At 72.5% G+C, this 16,717-nt stretch carries 13 protein-coding genes; 4 read left to right on the top strand and 9 right to left on the bottom strand.

Annotated features, from left to right (window positions below; all coding sequences use genetic code 11):
- Positions 1-55: 55 nt before the first annotated feature.
- Genes ABD332_RS47175 through ABD332_RS47155 form a run of 5 tightly spaced genes read right to left on the bottom strand, consistent with a single transcriptional unit; the run spans position 56 to position 6,793 of the window.
- The gene (locus ABD332_RS47175; protein ID WP_344511394.1) at positions 56-790 is read right to left on the bottom strand and encodes a protein DA1; all 735 of its coding nucleotides are present in this window, start codon (positions 788-790) and stop codon (positions 56-58) included.
- On the bottom strand, positions 775-1,770 hold the full coding sequence (locus tag ABD332_RS47170) for a protein kinase (protein ID WP_344511392.1): 996 nt from the start codon (positions 1,768-1,770) through the stop codon (positions 775-777). Before ABD332_RS47170 ends, ABD332_RS47175 begins: the two co-directional genes overlap by 16 nt.
- Before the next feature lie 4 nt (positions 1,771-1,774).
- Complete coding sequence (locus ABD332_RS47165) at positions 1,775-3,511, bottom strand: protein phosphatase 2C domain-containing protein (RefSeq protein WP_344511390.1); 1,737 nt, start codon at positions 3,509-3,511, stop codon at positions 1,775-1,777.
- A complete protein-coding gene (locus ABD332_RS47160) occupies positions 3,508-4,218 on the bottom strand; it encodes a vWA domain-containing protein (protein ID WP_344511388.1) in 711 nt (236 codons plus the stop codon). The genes ABD332_RS47165 and ABD332_RS47160 overlap by 4 nt, the downstream gene beginning before the upstream one ends.
- A 25-nt stretch (positions 4,219-4,243) precedes the next feature.
- Entirely contained in the window at positions 4,244-6,793 is a 2,550-nt protein-coding gene (locus tag ABD332_RS47155) for a hypothetical protein (RefSeq protein ID WP_344511386.1), read from the bottom strand.
- 118 nt (positions 6,794-6,911) lie between these two features.
- On the opposite strand from ABD332_RS47155, the gene ABD332_RS47150 reads away from it, so the two are divergent.
- Genes ABD332_RS47150 through ABD332_RS47135 form a run of 4 tightly spaced genes read left to right on the top strand, consistent with a single transcriptional unit; the run spans position 6,912 to position 12,242 of the window.
- On the top strand, positions 6,912-8,432 hold the full coding sequence (locus ABD332_RS47150) for a hypothetical protein (RefSeq protein WP_344511384.1): 1,521 nt from the start codon (positions 6,912-6,914) through the stop codon (positions 8,430-8,432).
- Entirely contained in the window at positions 8,429-10,687 is a 2,259-nt protein-coding gene (locus ABD332_RS47145) for a hypothetical protein (protein WP_344511382.1), read from the top strand. The genes ABD332_RS47150 and ABD332_RS47145 overlap by 4 nt, the downstream gene beginning before the upstream one ends.
- The gene (locus tag ABD332_RS47140; protein ID WP_344511380.1) at positions 10,684-10,974 is read left to right on the top strand and encodes a hypothetical protein; all 291 of its coding nucleotides are present in this window, start codon (positions 10,684-10,686) and stop codon (positions 10,972-10,974) included. The genes ABD332_RS47145 and ABD332_RS47140 overlap by 4 nt, the downstream gene beginning before the upstream one ends.
- Entirely contained in the window at positions 10,971-12,242 is a 1,272-nt protein-coding gene (locus tag ABD332_RS47135) for a CHAT domain-containing protein (RefSeq protein WP_344511378.1), read from the top strand. Before ABD332_RS47140 ends, ABD332_RS47135 begins: the two co-directional genes overlap by 4 nt.
- A 9-nt stretch (positions 12,243-12,251) precedes the next feature.
- Here the strand turns inward: ABD332_RS47135 and ABD332_RS47130 are convergent, their stop codons facing one another.
- From ABD332_RS47130 to ABD332_RS47115, 4 genes are all read right to left on the bottom strand, one after another.
- Entirely contained in the window at positions 12,252-13,700 is a 1,449-nt protein-coding gene (locus ABD332_RS47130; RefSeq protein WP_344511376.1) for a glycoside hydrolase, read from the bottom strand.
- A 23-nt stretch (positions 13,701-13,723) separates the two neighbouring features.
- The gene (locus ABD332_RS47125; RefSeq protein ID WP_344511374.1) at positions 13,724-14,437 is read right to left on the bottom strand and encodes an SDR family NAD(P)-dependent oxidoreductase; all 714 of its coding nucleotides are present in this window, start codon (positions 14,435-14,437) and stop codon (positions 13,724-13,726) included.
- Positions 14,434-15,591, bottom strand: a complete 1,158-nt coding sequence (locus tag ABD332_RS47120) for a mandelate racemase/muconate lactonizing enzyme family protein (protein WP_344511372.1) — start codon at positions 15,589-15,591, stop codon at positions 14,434-14,436. Before ABD332_RS47120 ends, ABD332_RS47125 begins: the two co-directional genes overlap by 4 nt.
- Positions 15,588-16,717, bottom strand: a 1,130-nt coding sequence (locus ABD332_RS47115; RefSeq protein WP_344511370.1) for an ABC transporter substrate-binding protein, incomplete at its 5' end; no start/stop codon positions are given. The genes ABD332_RS47120 and ABD332_RS47115, both read right to left, overlap by 4 nt.

Below are 16,717 nucleotides of genomic sequence, written 5' to 3'. Positions count from 1 at the left end.
CCGTGTGCCCGGATCCGCTGGGTCGGGGATGGGACACACGCGTGGTCATGGCCGTTCACCGCAAGCCTCCTGTCGTCAGCAACCGGTCGAGGACGGTGGCGACGCCGTGCCGCCGCACCGCCTGGTGCACCGTGCGGAACCCGCCGCCGTAGACCGGGTCGGGGTTGGTGCTGAGCCGGCGGCGCAGCTCCAGCGCCATCGGGGTGCCGTGCCGCCGCAGCCACGCGTAGGCGAAGAGCTCGCACAGGCCCTCCTCGATCACGTCGTCGACCGGTGCCCGGCCGCGCAGCGCGAGCCAGGCGTGGCCGATCTCGTGGGCGACCGCCCGGCCGAAGTAGGTCGGCGGCAGGCCCGCGACGATGCTGATCCCGGTCACCCGTGTCCCCTCCGCTCCGCCGGTCGTCTGTTCCGTGAGCCCGAGCAGGACCCCCGTCGTCACCAGCCCGGCGGTCGCCGCGGCCTCCTCCGGGCTGACGATGCGCACCCGCACGCGGTCCGGCAGCTCCAGCCCGATGTCGGTCATCTGCCGGCGTACCGACGGCAGGTGCAGCCGGGCGTCCTGCTGGGTCTCCACCGCGTCGGCGAGGCACGTCGGGCAGCGCATCATCCCGGCGGCGAAGGGCCGCCAGCCCGGCGGCGCCGGGTCGGCGTGGGTCCGGGCGCAGAACATGCACTCGGCCAGGACCGGGTGGGCGGCGCAGGTGACCTCGCCGTGCAGCGACTGCCGGTATGCCAGCACCGGCCGGCTCCCGCAGACGGTGCACGCCGGCGCCACTACAGCGGCGTCCATCTGCCGGTCACCCTGTCCCGGATCCATCCTGTCGTCGCGGTGGTCTTCGCCGCCGGTACGACGGCCGCCGGGCGGGGCTGGGGCACCGTCCTGGCCGGGTCGGCCGCCGGCGGCGGCTTGCCGGTGAGCCGGTAGCGGAAGTAGTAGCCCCAGTCCTCGATGGGCGGCCGGCTGCCGGGCACCTCGCTGAGGGTGGCCCGCAGCAGCTGCCGGCCGTCGTCGTCGAGCGCCGCGTCGGCGCGCGCCGGGTCGCGGGTCGTGGACTGCTGGTCGCCGCTGCTGAAGACGCGCAGGACGAACAGGCCGAACTTGTAGCAGTCGGACTGGGTGGTCAGCCACCCCTCCGGCGCGTCCCAGTCGGGCGCGTCGAGCTGCGCGACCTCCGCCATGGTGCCCTTCTTCCGGACGCCGTCGCAGTCGACGAGCATCACCGACGGGTGCCCACTGAGCCGGAACAGCTCGTTGCGGGCGTTGAGGTCGCCGAAGACCAGGTCCATGGCGTGCAGCCAGTGCAGCGCGGCGGCCAGGTCGCGGCAGATCGTCAGGCGCTGCTGCGCCGTGACGACCGGCATCCCGACCAGCGCCGCCCGCTGCGGCGGCACCAGCAGGTTCTGCACCTCCCGCGTCGACGTCTTCTTGGTGCCCGTGCCGGGCAGGGTGCGCAGCTGCATGAACGACGGGTCGATCAGCGGCATGATCACCCCGCTGACCTGACTGCCGTCCTCGACGACCCGCAGCGGCCAGGCGGTGAAGCTGTCCAGCTTGGCGCGGCCGGCCGGCTCCAGCCCGTTGCGGAACTTGACCAGCTGCCGCGGCCCCTGCCGGGCCTTGGACTCCGGCTTGTACTCCTTGTAGACCAGCGGGCCGGGCGCGTCGGGGAGCCGCAGGTGCGGTGCCTCGTACACCCTGGCCTGCCCGCCCGTGCCGAGCAGCCGGCCGAGCGCGCCGAGCTGGCCCACGGTGACGACTTCGTCGGCCACCGCGTCACACGGCCCAGATCGCGACGGCGGTGCGATCGTCGTCGTGGGTCTTGCGGGCGAAGTCGACCTGCGCGGCGAACTGCAGCGGCGCCGGCGGCTCCCGCCACGCCTCGGCCAGGAACCTGCCGACGGTGCGGGTGCCGTCCTCCAGCGGGTCGCCGAGCCCGTCGCTCATGAGCACCACGACGTCGCCCTTCCGCACGGTGGTCGTGACGCACCCGCCGGCGGGTGGCCGGCTGAGCGGCAGCGCCTTCGTCACGGAGGTGGCCGCGCCTTCCCCGCTGTTCTTGGTCTCGAACATCGGCTGCCAGTGCCTGCCGTCGCGCAGCACCCACGCCGAGGAGTCCCCGACGGCGTAGAAGTACGCGTCGACCTCCGGCTCCACCGGGCGCAGGTCGATCACCCCGAACAGGGCGGTGGCGGCCAGGTGCCGGGCGATCTCGCCGGCGTCCAGCTCCCCGCCGTCCGGCGCCGGCTCGACCAGCTTGTTGCCGAGCCGGACGATCTCGTCGCTGAGCTGCGTCACGATCTCCGGCCAGTCGATCTCGGCCGGGGGCTTGCGGGTCAGCGCGAGCGAGACGAGCTCGGCGCCGAGCCGCGTGACGACGGACGCCGCCTTGTGCGACAGCTTGCTGTTGGACACCCCGTCGGAGACGACGGCCACGAGGTGGCGGCGGTCGTCGGTGCAGCGGAACGCGTAGTCGTCCTGGCGGACGGTGCCGTTGTACCGGTGGCTGAGGCCGCGCACGCTGGCCGCGCGCAGCTGCAGGACCCGGCGGTCGGTGACGTCGTGGAGGTACACGCCGTCCAGGACGGTGTCGCGCCGGTCCCACTCGGCCGGGTCGGGCCGCGGCTTCACCCTCAGCGCGGCGGCACCCGGCTCCCCGACGGTGTACGGCGTGAACCCACCGGCCCAGGCAGGTTCCGGCCCCCGGCCCGGCGGCTGAGCCTGGGGTTGTACCTCGGCCCGCGGTTCGGACCGGGACTGGGGCTGCGGCTGGGACTGGGGCTGGGACTGGGGCTGGGACTGGGGCTGGGACTGGGGCTGGGACTGGGGCTGGGACTGCGGTTGGATCGGGGCCAGGGCCTTGGTCAGGACAGGGGTGTGCGCCTTCACCGGGGCCTGCGCCCGGGCGGGCCCGTGCGCCAACACCTGGGGTGCCTGTGCCGCGGTTTCCTGCTTCGTCGGTGACGGGCGGCGCGGGGCCGAGCGGCCCAGCGCGGCGTGCCCCTGGACGATGCGCCGGGCCGCGGCGACCGGATCCACCGGTGCGCCGTCCCAGTCGTGGCCCTGGTGGTACACCAGCCGGACGACGGCGAGCGGGTGCGCCGCGGTCAGCCCTTGCAGCGCCGTCTCCCACTCGTCGTCCCCGGCCTGCGGCCCGTCGGCGAGCACCAGCAGCAGCGGCGGCTGCGAGGCGAGACCGTCGGCCTGGAAGGTGGCCAGGTCCTCCTTCATCCACCCGGCGACCTTCTGGAAGGCGGCACCGTAGGCCCGCTCCCCCTCGACGGGGAGCGGGAGCGAGCCGCTCGCGTGCGCCGGCTCGGCCCGCAGCAGGACGCGCCGCACGGTGCGGCCGAAGCCGACGGCGGTGAGCCGGACCCGCGACCCGAGGTCCGGCTCCTTCAGCACGCCGATGAACCCTTGGACGAACGCGTCGACCGAGGCCTGCTTCGACGGGTTCGCCGGCTCGCCGGCCAGGTCCACGAGCAGGTACAGCGGCAGCAGCTCGGGGCTCATACGAAGTCGTCCGGGTCGTACTGCTTGATGCCGGCCGGCAGGCTCGACTTCGGCGGCAGGATCGTGCCGGTGCCGCCGCCGGCGAGGCTCAACCCGGACTGGATCATGCTGGAGATCAGGATCTCGGCCATGCCGGTGATCGCCTTCGCCGGGTCGTGGCCGGTCTCCATCATGTACAGCGCCATCTTCTTCGCGCCGGCCGACGGGTGGATGAGCGAGCTCATCACCTTGATGTCGGCCTGGTCGACGCCGCACGGGATGAAGTTCGGGTAGATCCGCGCGGACGTGAGGTCGGCGAACGCCCGCTCCCACACCTGCTTCTGGTCGGTGGGCTCGCCGTCGCTGATGAACCAGACCGCCGGCCGGTGCACGACGTACTGGTCGGCCTTCAGCTGCGCGACGTTGGCGTCGATCTCCCGCTGCAGGGTCTGGAACGCGGCGGCGTAGCTGGTGCCGCCGCGCACCGACAGCGCCGGCAGCGTGAGGTCGGGGTCGAGCAGGTCGCACAGCGGCAGCCGGACCTGCGCGTCGTCGGAGAAGTCGATGAGCCCGAAGCGCACCTTGTCCGACAGGATCGGGTTCTCCGACAGCGCGTCGACGATCGCCGGCATGATCTTGTTGGCCTCGTCGAGCTTGCTGCCCTGCATCGACAGCGACACGTCGACGACGAGGTAGAACGGCAGGAGCTTGGCTCCGGAGTGGTCCATGGTGTTCCTCTCGGTCGGGTTGGGATCAGGGGGCGCCGCGGTCGGCGGACAGGCCGCTCACCGCGGTCGCCAGATCGGTCACGGCCCGCGCCTGGTCCTGCAGCCGCTCCAGCTCGGCGGCCACCCTGGCGTTGCCGCCGTCGAAGCGCTGCGGCCAGATGGACGACATGTCCTGCCGGCAGAGGTTCTCGTAGTCGCGTTCGCTGCGGTTGGTGCGGATGACGGTGTCGAAGAACCGGTCGGCGGCGGCGGCGAGGATCCGGGTCATCAGCCGCACCTCGTCCAGCAGCGCGGTCTCCAGCTCGACGACGCAGTGCTCGACGACGGCGGTCAGCTCGTCGTACAGGCCGTCGACGCCGACCGCGGCCGTCTGCTGGAACGCGGCCCGCTGCGGCACGGCAGGGTCCGGATGCCCGAACTGCCCGACGACGCGGGACACGCGCTTGCGCGACCCGTCCGGCATCACCACCCACTGGCTGCTGCCGCCGCCGGTCGGCGCGGCCTGCCGCGCCGGAGCCGCCTGGGCCGGAGCGGCCTGGGGTGGCACGGCCTGGGGCGGCGCGGCCTGGGGCGGCGCGGCCGCGGGGCGTGGCACGGACCGCGGCGGCGGGGGCCACTGCGAGGACGGCGCCGGCGCGGACGGTGGCGCGGACGGCGGCACGACGGTGTCCCAGTGCACCTCGCGGACGATCGGCTGGGTGACCCGCAGCACGACGCTGCCGTAGTCCTTCTTCAGCTCGCACATCCGGTGCAGGGCGCCGGCGAGGATCCTCGCCTGCCGGTCGCCGGCGGTGGCCCGCAGGTCGTGCAGGGCGTTCGGCCCGGCCGGCACCAGCTCCGGCGTCAACCGGCCGCGCAGCACCTCCGCCACGTCGTCCCACAGCTGCTGGACCGACTCGGCCAGCGACAGGTCGATCCCGCTGAAGATCTCCCCGATCCTGGTCCTCGCCCGGTAGTACTCGTCCTGCTTGGTCTCCAGCGGCCCGTGGACGAACTGACCGTGGATCTTGGTGGTCCAGGTGGCCCGGTCGCCGTGCCCGAGCCCGCCGCGCGTCCAGGCCCGCGCCTCGCCGACCGCCTCGGCGATCGCCTCCGTCAGGGTCCGGCCGGCGTCGCCCGCGGCCAGCGCCGCGTCGTACCGGTCGACGAGCCGCGACAGGTCGTCGGCGAGGTCGTTGCGCAGCTCCTCGGCCAGGGTCCGGAACTCGTCCTCCCGGTTCGGCAGCAGCTGCGCCAGGTCCTGGCCGCTGCGCCGCACCTCGGCGGCGAACGCGGCGACCGCGGCGGCGGCCCCGGACGCGACCGACACCGCCGCCCGGACCACCGCGCGGTCCATGTCCGCCAGCTTCCCCGCCAGGTGCCGCAGCAGCGGCTGGAGCAGCTCCTCGACGACCTCGTCGCGGACGGCGACGTCCGCGGTCAGCACCCGGATGTCGCGCTCCAGCGAGGCGTCCCGGACGCTCTTGACGGTGTTGTCGAAGTACTCGCCCTCCGGGTCGTTGGCCCGGTCGCGGTTGACGACGACCACGTAGTAGTCCTCGAGCGGCACGCCGCCGCGCGCGGAGTCGGCGAGGTTGCGGGTGTAGGAGTCCTCGGCCAGGTAGCTGGCGCCCTTGCGGTCGCCGCGCTTGACCATCACCAGCAGGTCGATCTCGTTCTTCACCTGTTGCAGGAACTGCCGGTCGATGTCCAGCCCGGCCTCGCCCGAGCCGGGCAGGTCGATCAGGCCCAGCCGCGTCGCCGTTCCGTCGAGGAAGGACTGCTCGATCCGCACGCTGCGGACCGCGTGATAGGGCTGGACCTCCACCGGGTCGCCGGTCTCCTTGCGCGGATAGGCGATGTACGGCCGGAGCCGCTCGAACGGCACCCTGACCGTGCGGTCCGGCCCGAGCAGCAGCGCCTCGTAGCTGGCCAGCGACCGGTGCGCGGCGTGCAGCTTGCGCAGGTAGTCGTCGGCCTTCGCGCCGGCGGCCTCGGCGCTGCCGGCGGCCGGGTAGCGGTAGTCGCGGAAGCCGGCGACGTCCTGCGGCACCGGCCCGAGACCGGCCTGGTCGTGCAGCGGGGCGAGGTACCCGTCCCGGAACGACGCCCAGGTGTGCAGCATCAGCGTCGCCGACGGCGTGCCCTCGGTGTGGTAGATGCTGCTGGCCGCCGCCGTCGTCGGGTTGAACCGGGTCGACGGCACCACCGTGTCCGGCAGGTTCGTGATCGTGCGCAGCAGCGTGCTCTTGCCGACCTTCGTCGCGCCGATCACGCCGATGTTGACGGTCTCCCGCCGCACCCGGGCGGCCGCCGCGTCGATCTGCCGGCCCGCGTCCACGATCCGCCCGCCCGTGCCGGCGAGCGCGCGCCCCTGCTGGAGCAGCCCGCCGACCTCGGCGATGATCCGCGCCCGCTCCGCGACGTCCTGCTCCCGCCGGACCGCCTGGTCGGCCGCCTCCAGCAGCCCGACGAGGCGGTCGAGCCCGCCGGTCATCGCCGCCCAGCCGGCGCTGAGCCGGTCGACGAACGCCCGCTGGCCGCGCCGCCCGTTCAGCGCCTCATTGATCCGAAGGTGGATGTCGGTCTCGGCCACGCCCCAGCTCCTTCACTCGTCGCTCAAGGCTCACTTGACGGACAGCGCGCCGGTGGCCGCTGTCCGTCAGAAGCCGCGTGCGAGTGAACGCCCGACATCCCGATGGAGGCTGAGTGACGTGTCCATGCTTGGACAGCGGCGCGCGCGTGGCGACGACACGGTGTACGTCCGAGCGACGCCGCAGAAGGTCGAGCTGACCGAGACCTACGCCGTCGACCAGGAGATCTCACGCAACCCCACGATCGAACAGGTCGGCGACGGCGCCGGCCGGATCGAGGCCACCGTCCCGTACGACGGGTACGAGTTCTTCACCCGGCAGGCCGTCGCCGACGTGGAGCGGGCGCTCGGCACGCGCGGCGCCCCGGGCGAGCGCCGGGCCACCATCGGGCACCTGCTGCTCGCCGACCACACGAACACGTCGGGCCTGCGCAACGTCATGCGGCCGCACGGCCAGGCCGGCCTCGTCCCGCTGAGCATTCCGGTGGCGGACCGCGACGGGACGCTCGACCTGAGCGGCGGCCGGCAGGCGAGCGTCGTCACGCTCGACTACCAGCCGGAGAACCCGCCGGTGTACCCGGTGGCGCTGACGGTCGAGCTGGACGACCTGGACACCCTGACCGGCACGTTCGACACCATGCAGACGCTGATGACCCGCGGGCGGGAGAACCCGTCACTGGTCATCGAGCGGCTCCAGCAGGAGGCCAGCTTCTCCAGCGCGCTGCTGCTGACGTTCCGGGTCAAGATCGCGATCCCGGTCAAGGCCGGCTACCCCGCGCTGCGGCCCTCGGTCACCGACATGTCGGTGGAGTGGCCGACGCTCACCTCGATGCGCAGCACCGAGCTGTACATCGAGAACTTCGGCGGAAAGCCCGACCAGCGGATCCGCCGGGCGCCCGTGCGGTACAACCCGGTGAAGGGCCGGCTGGAGTGGAAGGCCGTCCCGATGCGTGAGGTGAAGGAGGGCGGGCCGGGCAACGGCGCCGGCACCCGGGTCTTCCTCAGCGCGAACTGCCTGCTGAAGATCGGGCACCCCGGCGAGCTGTTCGACCAGGACCAGCTCGAGGTGACCGCCCGGGTGCGGGTGCCGGACTACCTGCTGTCCGGGATGGAGGCCCGCCTCTACGACGCGACCGGGCACCCGCAGCGCACGCAGCCGAAGCTGGCCACGAAGCTGAACGTCCGCACCATGGTCTACCCGGCCGACATCTTCGCCGGGCGGGCGTTCTCGCCTTACCACCAGTTCGTCGTCGACGACATCCTCCCCGACGAGAAGCGGATCACCGACGTCGTCACGGTGCTGCGCAACTCGAGGTTCACGGTCGACGAGCCGCGGCCGAAGGATCCGCAGGACCCGCTCGCCCCGACGTGGCTGGTGGTGGCGCACCGCAGCCAGGGGCCGGACAGCCTGGACCTCCTGGTCGCCGTCGAGGGCGAACGCACCACCCAGGGTCACAAGCAGCTCCTGCGCTCGGACTACGAGGTCAGCGGGATCAGGGACAGCGGCCGGCTCAAGGTGTCCGTCATGGCGACGCTGCCACGGGACCACCGGGAGCTCACCCGCGAGATCAACGCATTCCAGAGCAAGCTGCGCGAGCGCTACCACTCTCACCAACTGTCCAGGAAGTCGGCGGGATCATGACTGAAGAACTGGTGGACCGCGCGCCACGGGTGCGCTGTCACGAGTGCGGGTCCGACCGCGTCTTCGCGGTGTGCCACCACTGCCAGCGGCCGATGTGCGACCACCACAGCCCGCTCGCCTACCGGCAGGGCGGCACGCTGGTCCGGATGCCCGGCGGGTCGGCCGAGGAGGCGCGCCCGGCCAGCAAGGAGCTCGCCGGCCTGCACCTGGGCGGCCTGCGGGAGGCCGTCTACCACTGCAAGGACCACGTGCACATGGTCCGCGGCAGCCTGATGCCCTGGGTGTACGCCGGCGCCGGCGCCGCCGTGCTCGGGCTGCTCCTGCTGTGCGTCGCCGCGAAGTTCGGCCTGTTCCTGATCCTGACCGGCGGGCTGGTCGGCGGCGGCGCCTGGCTGCTCGACCGGGCCATGGCCACGCGGATCGTGCGCCCGCCGCTGCCGCTCGTCCCGCAGGTGAACACCGTCGAGCTGCTCGAGCGGCTCTCCGGGTACGTCCGGCTCGAGGACGGCGAGTACACGAGCACCGTCGAGTCCCTCACCGGGCAGCTGACGGCCGAGATGTCGGCCAACGAGGGCCACGCCGCGCTCCGCGCCTACCGCAGGAAGTTCGGGGTGCCGGCCGCCGAGCCGGTGCCGTTCTCCGGCGGGTACCTGATGCTGCAGGGCGACGTCGGCCTGGCGTTCCGGGCCGGGCAGGCGCCGGTGCTCAGCGGCGGCACCGGCGTCTCGATCGGCGGCGAGTCCGCCGACGAGCACGAGCTGTTCCCCGCCGACCCGCAGCTGCCGCAGCGCGAGAGCACCCTCGCGATCGACTACGAGGTGCAGGACCGCCGCAGCCCGCGCGAGATTCCACTGTGGATCGTGCCGTCGCTGGTGCCGGCGTCGGACCGGCGGGCGCTGGAGATCGACCTGCACTGGAACCGGCTCGGCCCCGAGCGGGAGCAGCGGCTCAGCCTCGCCGTGTTCGACCTCATCGAGCTGGAGGTGCCGGCCAGCTGGGGCACCGTGGAGAGCTCCGCACCCGGCCAGGTGGCGATCGGGCGGTCCGGCGGGCGGCGGACGATCCGCTGGAAGCAGCTGCCGCCGCCGCAGCCCGGGGCGCGCAGTCTCACCCTGCAGCTGCGGTTCGAGCGGCCCATCACGGAGGTGCCGGAGTCGACGGACCCGGACGACGACGGCAGCCGCAGCCGGCTCACGCTCTCCGGGAAGGTGGAGGCCACCTTCGAGGGGCTGCTGTCCGGGGTGACCGGCGTCGGCGTCTACCTGCCCGGCGGCGGGCCCGGCCACTCGCCGCTGCCGAAGACGCAGACGAAGGTGGCGGTGACCTTCGACGCCAGCCTCCGCTCGATCCGCTACCAGGACGACCGGGTCGTGCCGGACGAGAACCACGAGAGCGACCTCGCGCAGGGCCGGCACCGGGCGGACGAGTTCCACGGGGTGCTGCCCGACTCGCGGACCGTCGCGGAGCTGACCAACGCGATCAGCTCCGACGGCTACTACGTGAAGAGCGTCGTGGAGCACCCGCCGTTCCGCGACGACGTCCGGATGGGTGTGGTGAACCGCGTCTGGGACATCGCCGGGCGGATGTACGTCGGGCTCTTCCCGATGGACTTCGACATCAACCTGCGCGGCGACGAGATGGCCGTGCAGGACGGGTTCACCGGCAACACGGTCGTGCAGGTGACGGTCAAGGGCGCGTACGCCAAGGGGACCCTGGTCGACAGCCGGGAGTCCTCCGGCACGACCGGCGCCGTCATGGACCTCGCGGACGCGACGGTCGAGACGGACCTGCAGGGCGACGAGCTGCTCCGGCGGATCGAGGACACCTGGGTCAGCCTGCACACCAGGGTCACGGACCTGCTGGCCGCCCGGGCCGAGCGGACCGTCCGGCGGCACGCGCTGCCCGGGGCGGCGGAGAAGATCCACCACGGCGAGCTGGTCGACACCGTCCCGGAGCACGTCGTGCGGGCCGACCCGATGCCCGCCGTGTCCGCGACGGCCGTGCCCATGCAGACCGGGTCCATGCAGACCGGGTCCATGCCCACCGTGCCCGTGCCGGCGGCGCCGGTGCCCGTCGCGCCTGTGCCGGTCGCGTCGAACGGCGGGCCGGCGCCGGGAGACCGGCGCGCCGAGCTCGTCCGGCAGCGGGAGGCCGCGGACGACGCGGTGATCAACGGCCGGATCAACGAGGACACGCACGGCCGGATCGTCGCCCGGATCGAATCGGAGCTCAGCAGGCTGGAGGCGTCACGATGAACATCAAGTGCGGGGTCAACGGCGAGGGGCGCGACGTTCACCAGATCTTCGTGTGCCACCACTGCGGCATGCCGGTGTGCGAGGAGCACGGCTGGGTCGTCGCGGCCGACGACGCGTTCGCCGAGTTCACCCACGTGCTGTCGGTGCTGCCGGACGTGCCGCCACCGGCGACGGGGCTGACGGTGCCGCGGCCCGCCATGCACTGCCGCGACTGCGTGGACAGGTTCCACAAGGGCACGGTGAAGCGGCACGGCTGGGCCGACCCCCGACCGGTCGTCCGGCCATGATCGAGGTCTCCGTCACGCCCGGCGACGTCGTCGCCGGGCGTGCGACGCCGCTGTCGATCCGCTTCGCGAACACCGGCCGCGGCTCGTGCTTCAACGTCGTGTTCAAGCTGCGGCTGCCGACCGGGGTCGTGCTGATGAGCGGCTCCGGCCAGGTCGAGATCCCGGCGATCCGGGCCGGCCAGACCCACACGCACACGGTCACCGTCGCCGCCCGGCGGGCCGGCGCGTTCGAGCTGACCAGCACCAACTTCTCCTACCGCGACGAGAACGACAGCCCGGTGCGGGTCAACGACTTCCGCGCCGGCCTGACCGCGACGGCCGCGCCGGCGCCGGAGCGCCGCAAGCAGCCCTCCGGCCGCCTCCGCGTCGAGTGCGAGGACCGCGAGCTCGACCTCGGCGCGTGGGACGAGCTGTCGGTCAGGGTCACCAACACCACCGGCGTCCCGCTCGACGACGTCATCGTCGACGTCGTCGGCCCCTTCTCCGGCGACGGCAAGCGGTCCCGGATCGCCGTCCTGGCCGACGGCGCGACCGCGAGGTGCACCTTCGCGGTGAACGCGGCCCAGGGCGGGCGCCACGTGCCGGTCACCGTCAGCACCACGTACGGCTACCGGGACCTGGGCGGGGACCTCCGCACGGCCCGGCAGGAGGACCATGCGACCGTCGTCGTGCGGGCGGTCGAGCCGCGGCAGGAGTCCCCGTCGGTGCAGACCGTCCTGTACCTGGCGGCCAGCCCGCGCAACCTGCCGCAGCTGCGGTCGGACCTGGAGATGCGCAAGGTCAAGGAGCGGCTCCAGCTGAGCCGGCACCGGGACCAGTACCGCATCGAGCCCTTCCTCGCCGCCCGCTTCGACGACATCAGCCAGGCCCTCGTCGACTACGAGCCGCAGATCGTGCACTTCTCCGGCCACGGCGACAGCGACGGCAACCTGTGCGTCGAGGACGAGACCGGCAACAGCACCAAGGTCACCCCGGAGGGGCTCGCCGGGCTGTTCGGCCAGCACAGCTCGACGATCCGCTGCGTCGTGCTCAACGCCTGCTACTCGCAGCGGCTCGCCGAGGCGCTGACGGCGCGGATCGACCACGTCGTCGGCATGCGCTACCGCATCGGCGACGAGGCGGCGATCGAGTTCAGCGTCGGCTTCTACCTCGGGCTGTTCGCCGGCTGGGCGGTGCCGGACGCGTTCGCCCGCGGCCGGACGCACCTGCTCGCCCGGCCGGCGCTGTACCGCGAGCACGACTCGCCGCTGCTGTTCCCGCCCGCATGACCAGCGGTCTCAGACCTTCTCGATCCAGAACTGGATGGACTTCGGCGGCAGGGTCAGCGCCAGGACCGGGCCGGTCTTGTCGCCGAGGCCGCTGTTGTACTGCGACGGCGTGTACTGCTGCCCGTGGAAGGTTCGCGTCGAGCCGGTGTCCACGGTGTACGAGACGGATGCGGTGCCCCGGTTGGTGAAGGCGAAGACCAGCTTGCCCTGCGGCGTCTTCCAGGCCATGATCCGCTGGTCCTGGCGCACGGTGCCCTCGTCGACGTGGTGGCGCACGGAGTTCCACGGCAGGTACTGCACGAAGCCGGCGACGGCGTGCCAGTTCTGGCGGTTGTAGTCCCAGTGCCCCTTGGCGATGTTCGCGTACTTCGTGAAGTCGTTGTCGTCGTACGGGCGCCAGAAGCCGAGCGAGTAGCCGGCGGCCTCCGTGTTGTACGTGGGCTTGAGCGCGTGCAGCCAGAACCAGGTCGGCGAGTTCTGGAACGTCATCCAGTTCATGATGGACTGCGCGGTGTTGATCATCCGCCAGTCGCTGGTGCCGCCGGACAGGTACTCGAACTCGTTGTTGTAGACCACCTTCCCGGCCGCGTTGCCGGTGAACGCGCCGGCGGTCAGCTGCTCGTTGCTGTCGGCGCCGATCCGGTGCCAGCTCCAGCCGTCCACATAGGACAGCGCGGTGGCGTCGGCGCGGATGAGCGCGCCGCCGCGGCCGTTCTGCCCGGCGTTGGAGTCGGCGTGGATGTGGATGTCGGGCCGGCTCGCCCGGATCTTCCCGGCCGCGACCTTGAACGCGGCGTAGTACTGCTCGTTGGAGTAGCCGCACGCGGAATACGCGAGGTTGGTCAGGTGCGGCTCGTTCTGCAGCCCCCACATCTTCACCGGGATCCCGTTGGCCTCCAGGTACTCGATGTCGCGCACGAGCGCGTCGCCGAACTGGTCCAGCGCCGCCGGCGTGGTCGAGGCGAGCGTGCCGCCGATGTAGCTGTTCGTGGACTTCCAGGCGGGCGCCGGCGACCAGTACTCGGCCGCCACACCCTCGATCCCGGACTGCTGGATCAGCTCGCGGATCTCGGCCATCTGCTCGGGCCACCGGCCGACGATGTTCTTCCGGTCGGCGGTCAGGCCGCGCAGGTACAGGCCGAGGGCGAGCCGGCAGTAGCGGAACCCGCGGTCGGGGCGGACCTTCAGCATGTCCCGGTAGAGCCGGGTGCGCTCCTCGGCGACCAGGTCGTGCGGCACCGACGTGGTGGCCTCGGGCAGCCCGTTGTTGCCGGAGCCGATCGAGTCGAACTGCAGCTCGACGCCGAGCCCCCAGATCGTCTGGCGGGGCTGGTCGTGGCGGATGACGTAGTCGGCGGCGGCCGCGGACGCGGGTGCGGTGCGGGCGGCGGTGCCGAGGACGGCCCCGGCGCCGGCCGATGCGGCCAGGCCGAGGGTGGAGCGGCGGGTGAGTGCCATGGCGGTGGAACTCCTCTCGGATCTCACAGTGGTGGAAGACCTAAGGCGGCGCGCGGGGCGGTCCGCAGCAGGCTGGCCGCCTGCACGGCCGACGCGCCGCCGTCGAGCACGATCTCGGTCGCCGTCAGCAGGGCCGCGGCGGGAGAGACCACAAAGGACACCGCGGCGGCGACGTCCTCGGGGGTGCCGAGCCGGCCGAGGTGCGCCTCGCGCTGGCGGGCCTCGTCCTCGGGACCACCCAGTCGTGCGGTGGTCGCCGGTGTACGGATCCAGCCCGGTGAGACGGTCACGGCCCGGATGCCGTGCGCGGCGTAGTCCACGGCGAGCTGGCGGGTGAACGCCACCAGTCCGGCCTTCGCGGCGGCGTACGCCGGCAGACCAGGAGCGACGGTGTGCCCGAGCACGGATCCGATGGTGACGATCACGCCCTCGCCGGCGGCCGTCATGCCGGGCAGCACCTGGCGGGCGCACAGGAACGCGGAGGTGAGGTTGGCGTCGATGATCCGGTGCCAGTCGGCCGGGTCGGTGCGGTGGACGGGCGCGCCCTCGGTGAGCCCCGCACACGTGACAAGCACGCCGACGGTCCCGATCGCGGCGAAGACCCGCTCGACCGCGCCGGGGTCGGTGAGGTCCGCTTCCTGCCGGTCGATGCCCACGACGTCGTGGCCGTCCGCCTGCAACCGGGCGGCCACGGCCGACCCGATGCCGCCCGCCGCCCCCGTCACGACCGTTCTCATGCTCTGAACACCTCGTATCTGGCGATGAGCGACTCGTCGAGCGTGACGCCGAGGCCGGGCCCCTCCGGCACCGCCAGCGCACCGTCCACAAGGGACGGCTTGGTGACCGGGAGGTCGTCGCGCAGCGGGTTCGGCAGCCGGTTGTACTCGTAGATCGGCACGTTGGGGGTCGCGGCGGCGAACTGCAGCGCCGCGGCGAGCCCGACCGCCGAGCCGACCCCGTGCGGGGAGACGGTGACGTGGAAGGCGTCGCACAGCGCCGCGATCCGCCGCGCCTCGGTGATCCCGCCGGCCCGCGCCAGGTTGGGCATGACCACGTCGACGGCGCGGGCGAGCAGGAAGTCGCGGTACCCGTACCGGCTGAACTCGCTCTCACCGGTCACGACCGGGATCCGGACGGCGGCGCGCACCTCGGCGAGCCCGGCGACGTCGTCCGTGGCCAGGGGTTCTTCCAGCCACCGCACGCCGAGGCCGTCGAGCGCCTGGCCGAGCCGGATCGCGGTCTTCACGTCGTAGGCGCAGTTGAGGTCGACGTGCAGCGCGGCCCGGCCGGCGAGGGCGTCGACGACCGCCGACACGTGGGCGAGGTCGGTGGCCTCGCCGCGCCCGAGCTTGAGCTTCATCGCGCGGAAGCCCTGGTCGAGGAACGCGTGGGCGCGCTCGGCCGACTCGGCCACGTCCGGCAGGAACGGGATCGGGCTGGCGTAGACCGGGACCGTGTCGCGGACCGGCCCGCCGAGCAGCCGGTGGACCGGCAGCCCGGCGGCCTTGCCGCGCAGGTCCCACAGCGCCAGGTCGACGCCGCTGATCGCCTCCAGGTAGAACCCGCCGGTCCGGCCGGCGCCGGACTGCGCGCCGAACATCAGCTCCCACAGCGCCTCCGACGCGCCCGCGTCGCGCCCGACCAGCATCGGGGCGAGCAGCGTGCCGACGATCGTCGCGGTCACCCGTGGCTCGGGCAGGCCGTAACACTCGCCGATCCCCTCGATGCCGTCGACCGTCCGGATCCGCACGAGGGTGGTGTACTGGCCGAGCCGCGGCAGGACCCGGTGGCTCGACGCGGGGGTTGTGAGCCAGTCCGGGACGGTGTCGTAGAGGTCGGCGAACGGCGCGGCGAGCGCGATGGCCTCGACGGAGGCGATGGTGAGACTCATTTGATGAGGGCGTTCATCCGGTCACGGGCAGCCATGAGCGCGTCCTTCGGGGTCTTCTTGCCGATGAGGATGGCCTGGACCTCTTCGGCCAGGACCTTCTCCATCTGGGAGAACTGCGGGTAGATCCAGAACGGGCTGGCGCTGGAGTTGACGCCGATCTGGCTGGTGAAGTCGGTGGCGAACTTGTCGTTCTTCACCTCGGTGGCGGCCTGCCCCGCGGTCGTGGTCGGCGGCAGGCCGGCCTTGGTGAACCACGGGATCGAGTAGCCGGTGTCGGTGGTGATGGTCTTCGCGAAGTTCGCGGCCGCGGCCGCGCCGGCGCCGTTGACCACCACGATGATCTGCCCCCAGGCGAGGTGCCGCGGCTTGTCGCCGGCGTTCTTCACCGGGCGTGCGACGGGGACCATCTTCGTGCCGAGGTCCTTGTCGGGTGAGGATTTCGTGACGGCGGCGCGGCCGCCGATGGCGTCCTCGTAGAAGGCGGTCTTGCCCTGGGACATCAGGGCGCGGGCGTCGACGCGGTTGACGTCGGGGGCGATGAGCTTCTGGTCGTAGAGCTTCTTGTACCAGGTGAGCGCCTCGATCGACGGGTCGTCGCCGATGATGATCCTGTCGTTCTCGACGATCGGCGACCCGAACTCCCACAGCCACGGGATGATGTCCTTGAGCTGGTCGACCTTCGTCATGCCCGCCCATGGCACGACCCCGCCGCCGAGGCCCTTGACGGCGGTGAGCGCCGCCTCGAACTCGGCGATCGTCTTCGGGGCGCTCGTGACGCCGGCCTTCGTCAGCAGCTCGGTGTTGCTGATGAGGCCGATGCCTGCGGTGGTCCACGGCAGGCCGTACTGCACGCCCTTGGACTGGCCGAGCGCGAGCGGGGCGGCCGCGTAGTCCTGGCCGGCGGCGACGCTCTTGAGGTCCAGGAGCTTGCCGGTGGCGGCGAGGGTGGCGAGCCAGGCGACGTCGAGCTGGACGGCGCCGGTCAGCTGGCCGCCCTGCACCTGCAGCAGGACCTGGTTGAGGTAGTCGTTGTACGGGTACGACGGCGTGCTGATCTTCGTCCCGGCGTTCGCGGCGGCGTACCTGTCGATCGCCGCCTGCAGGGGCTCCTTCGTCACGGCCTCGT

It is taken from the genome of Dactylosporangium maewongense (assembly GCF_039531485.1).
GTDB lineage: Bacteria > Actinomycetota > Actinomycetes > Mycobacteriales > Micromonosporaceae > Dactylosporangium > Dactylosporangium maewongense.
Note: the sequence above shows the minus strand (reverse complement) of the source record. Positions and strands in the feature narration are given on the sequence as shown.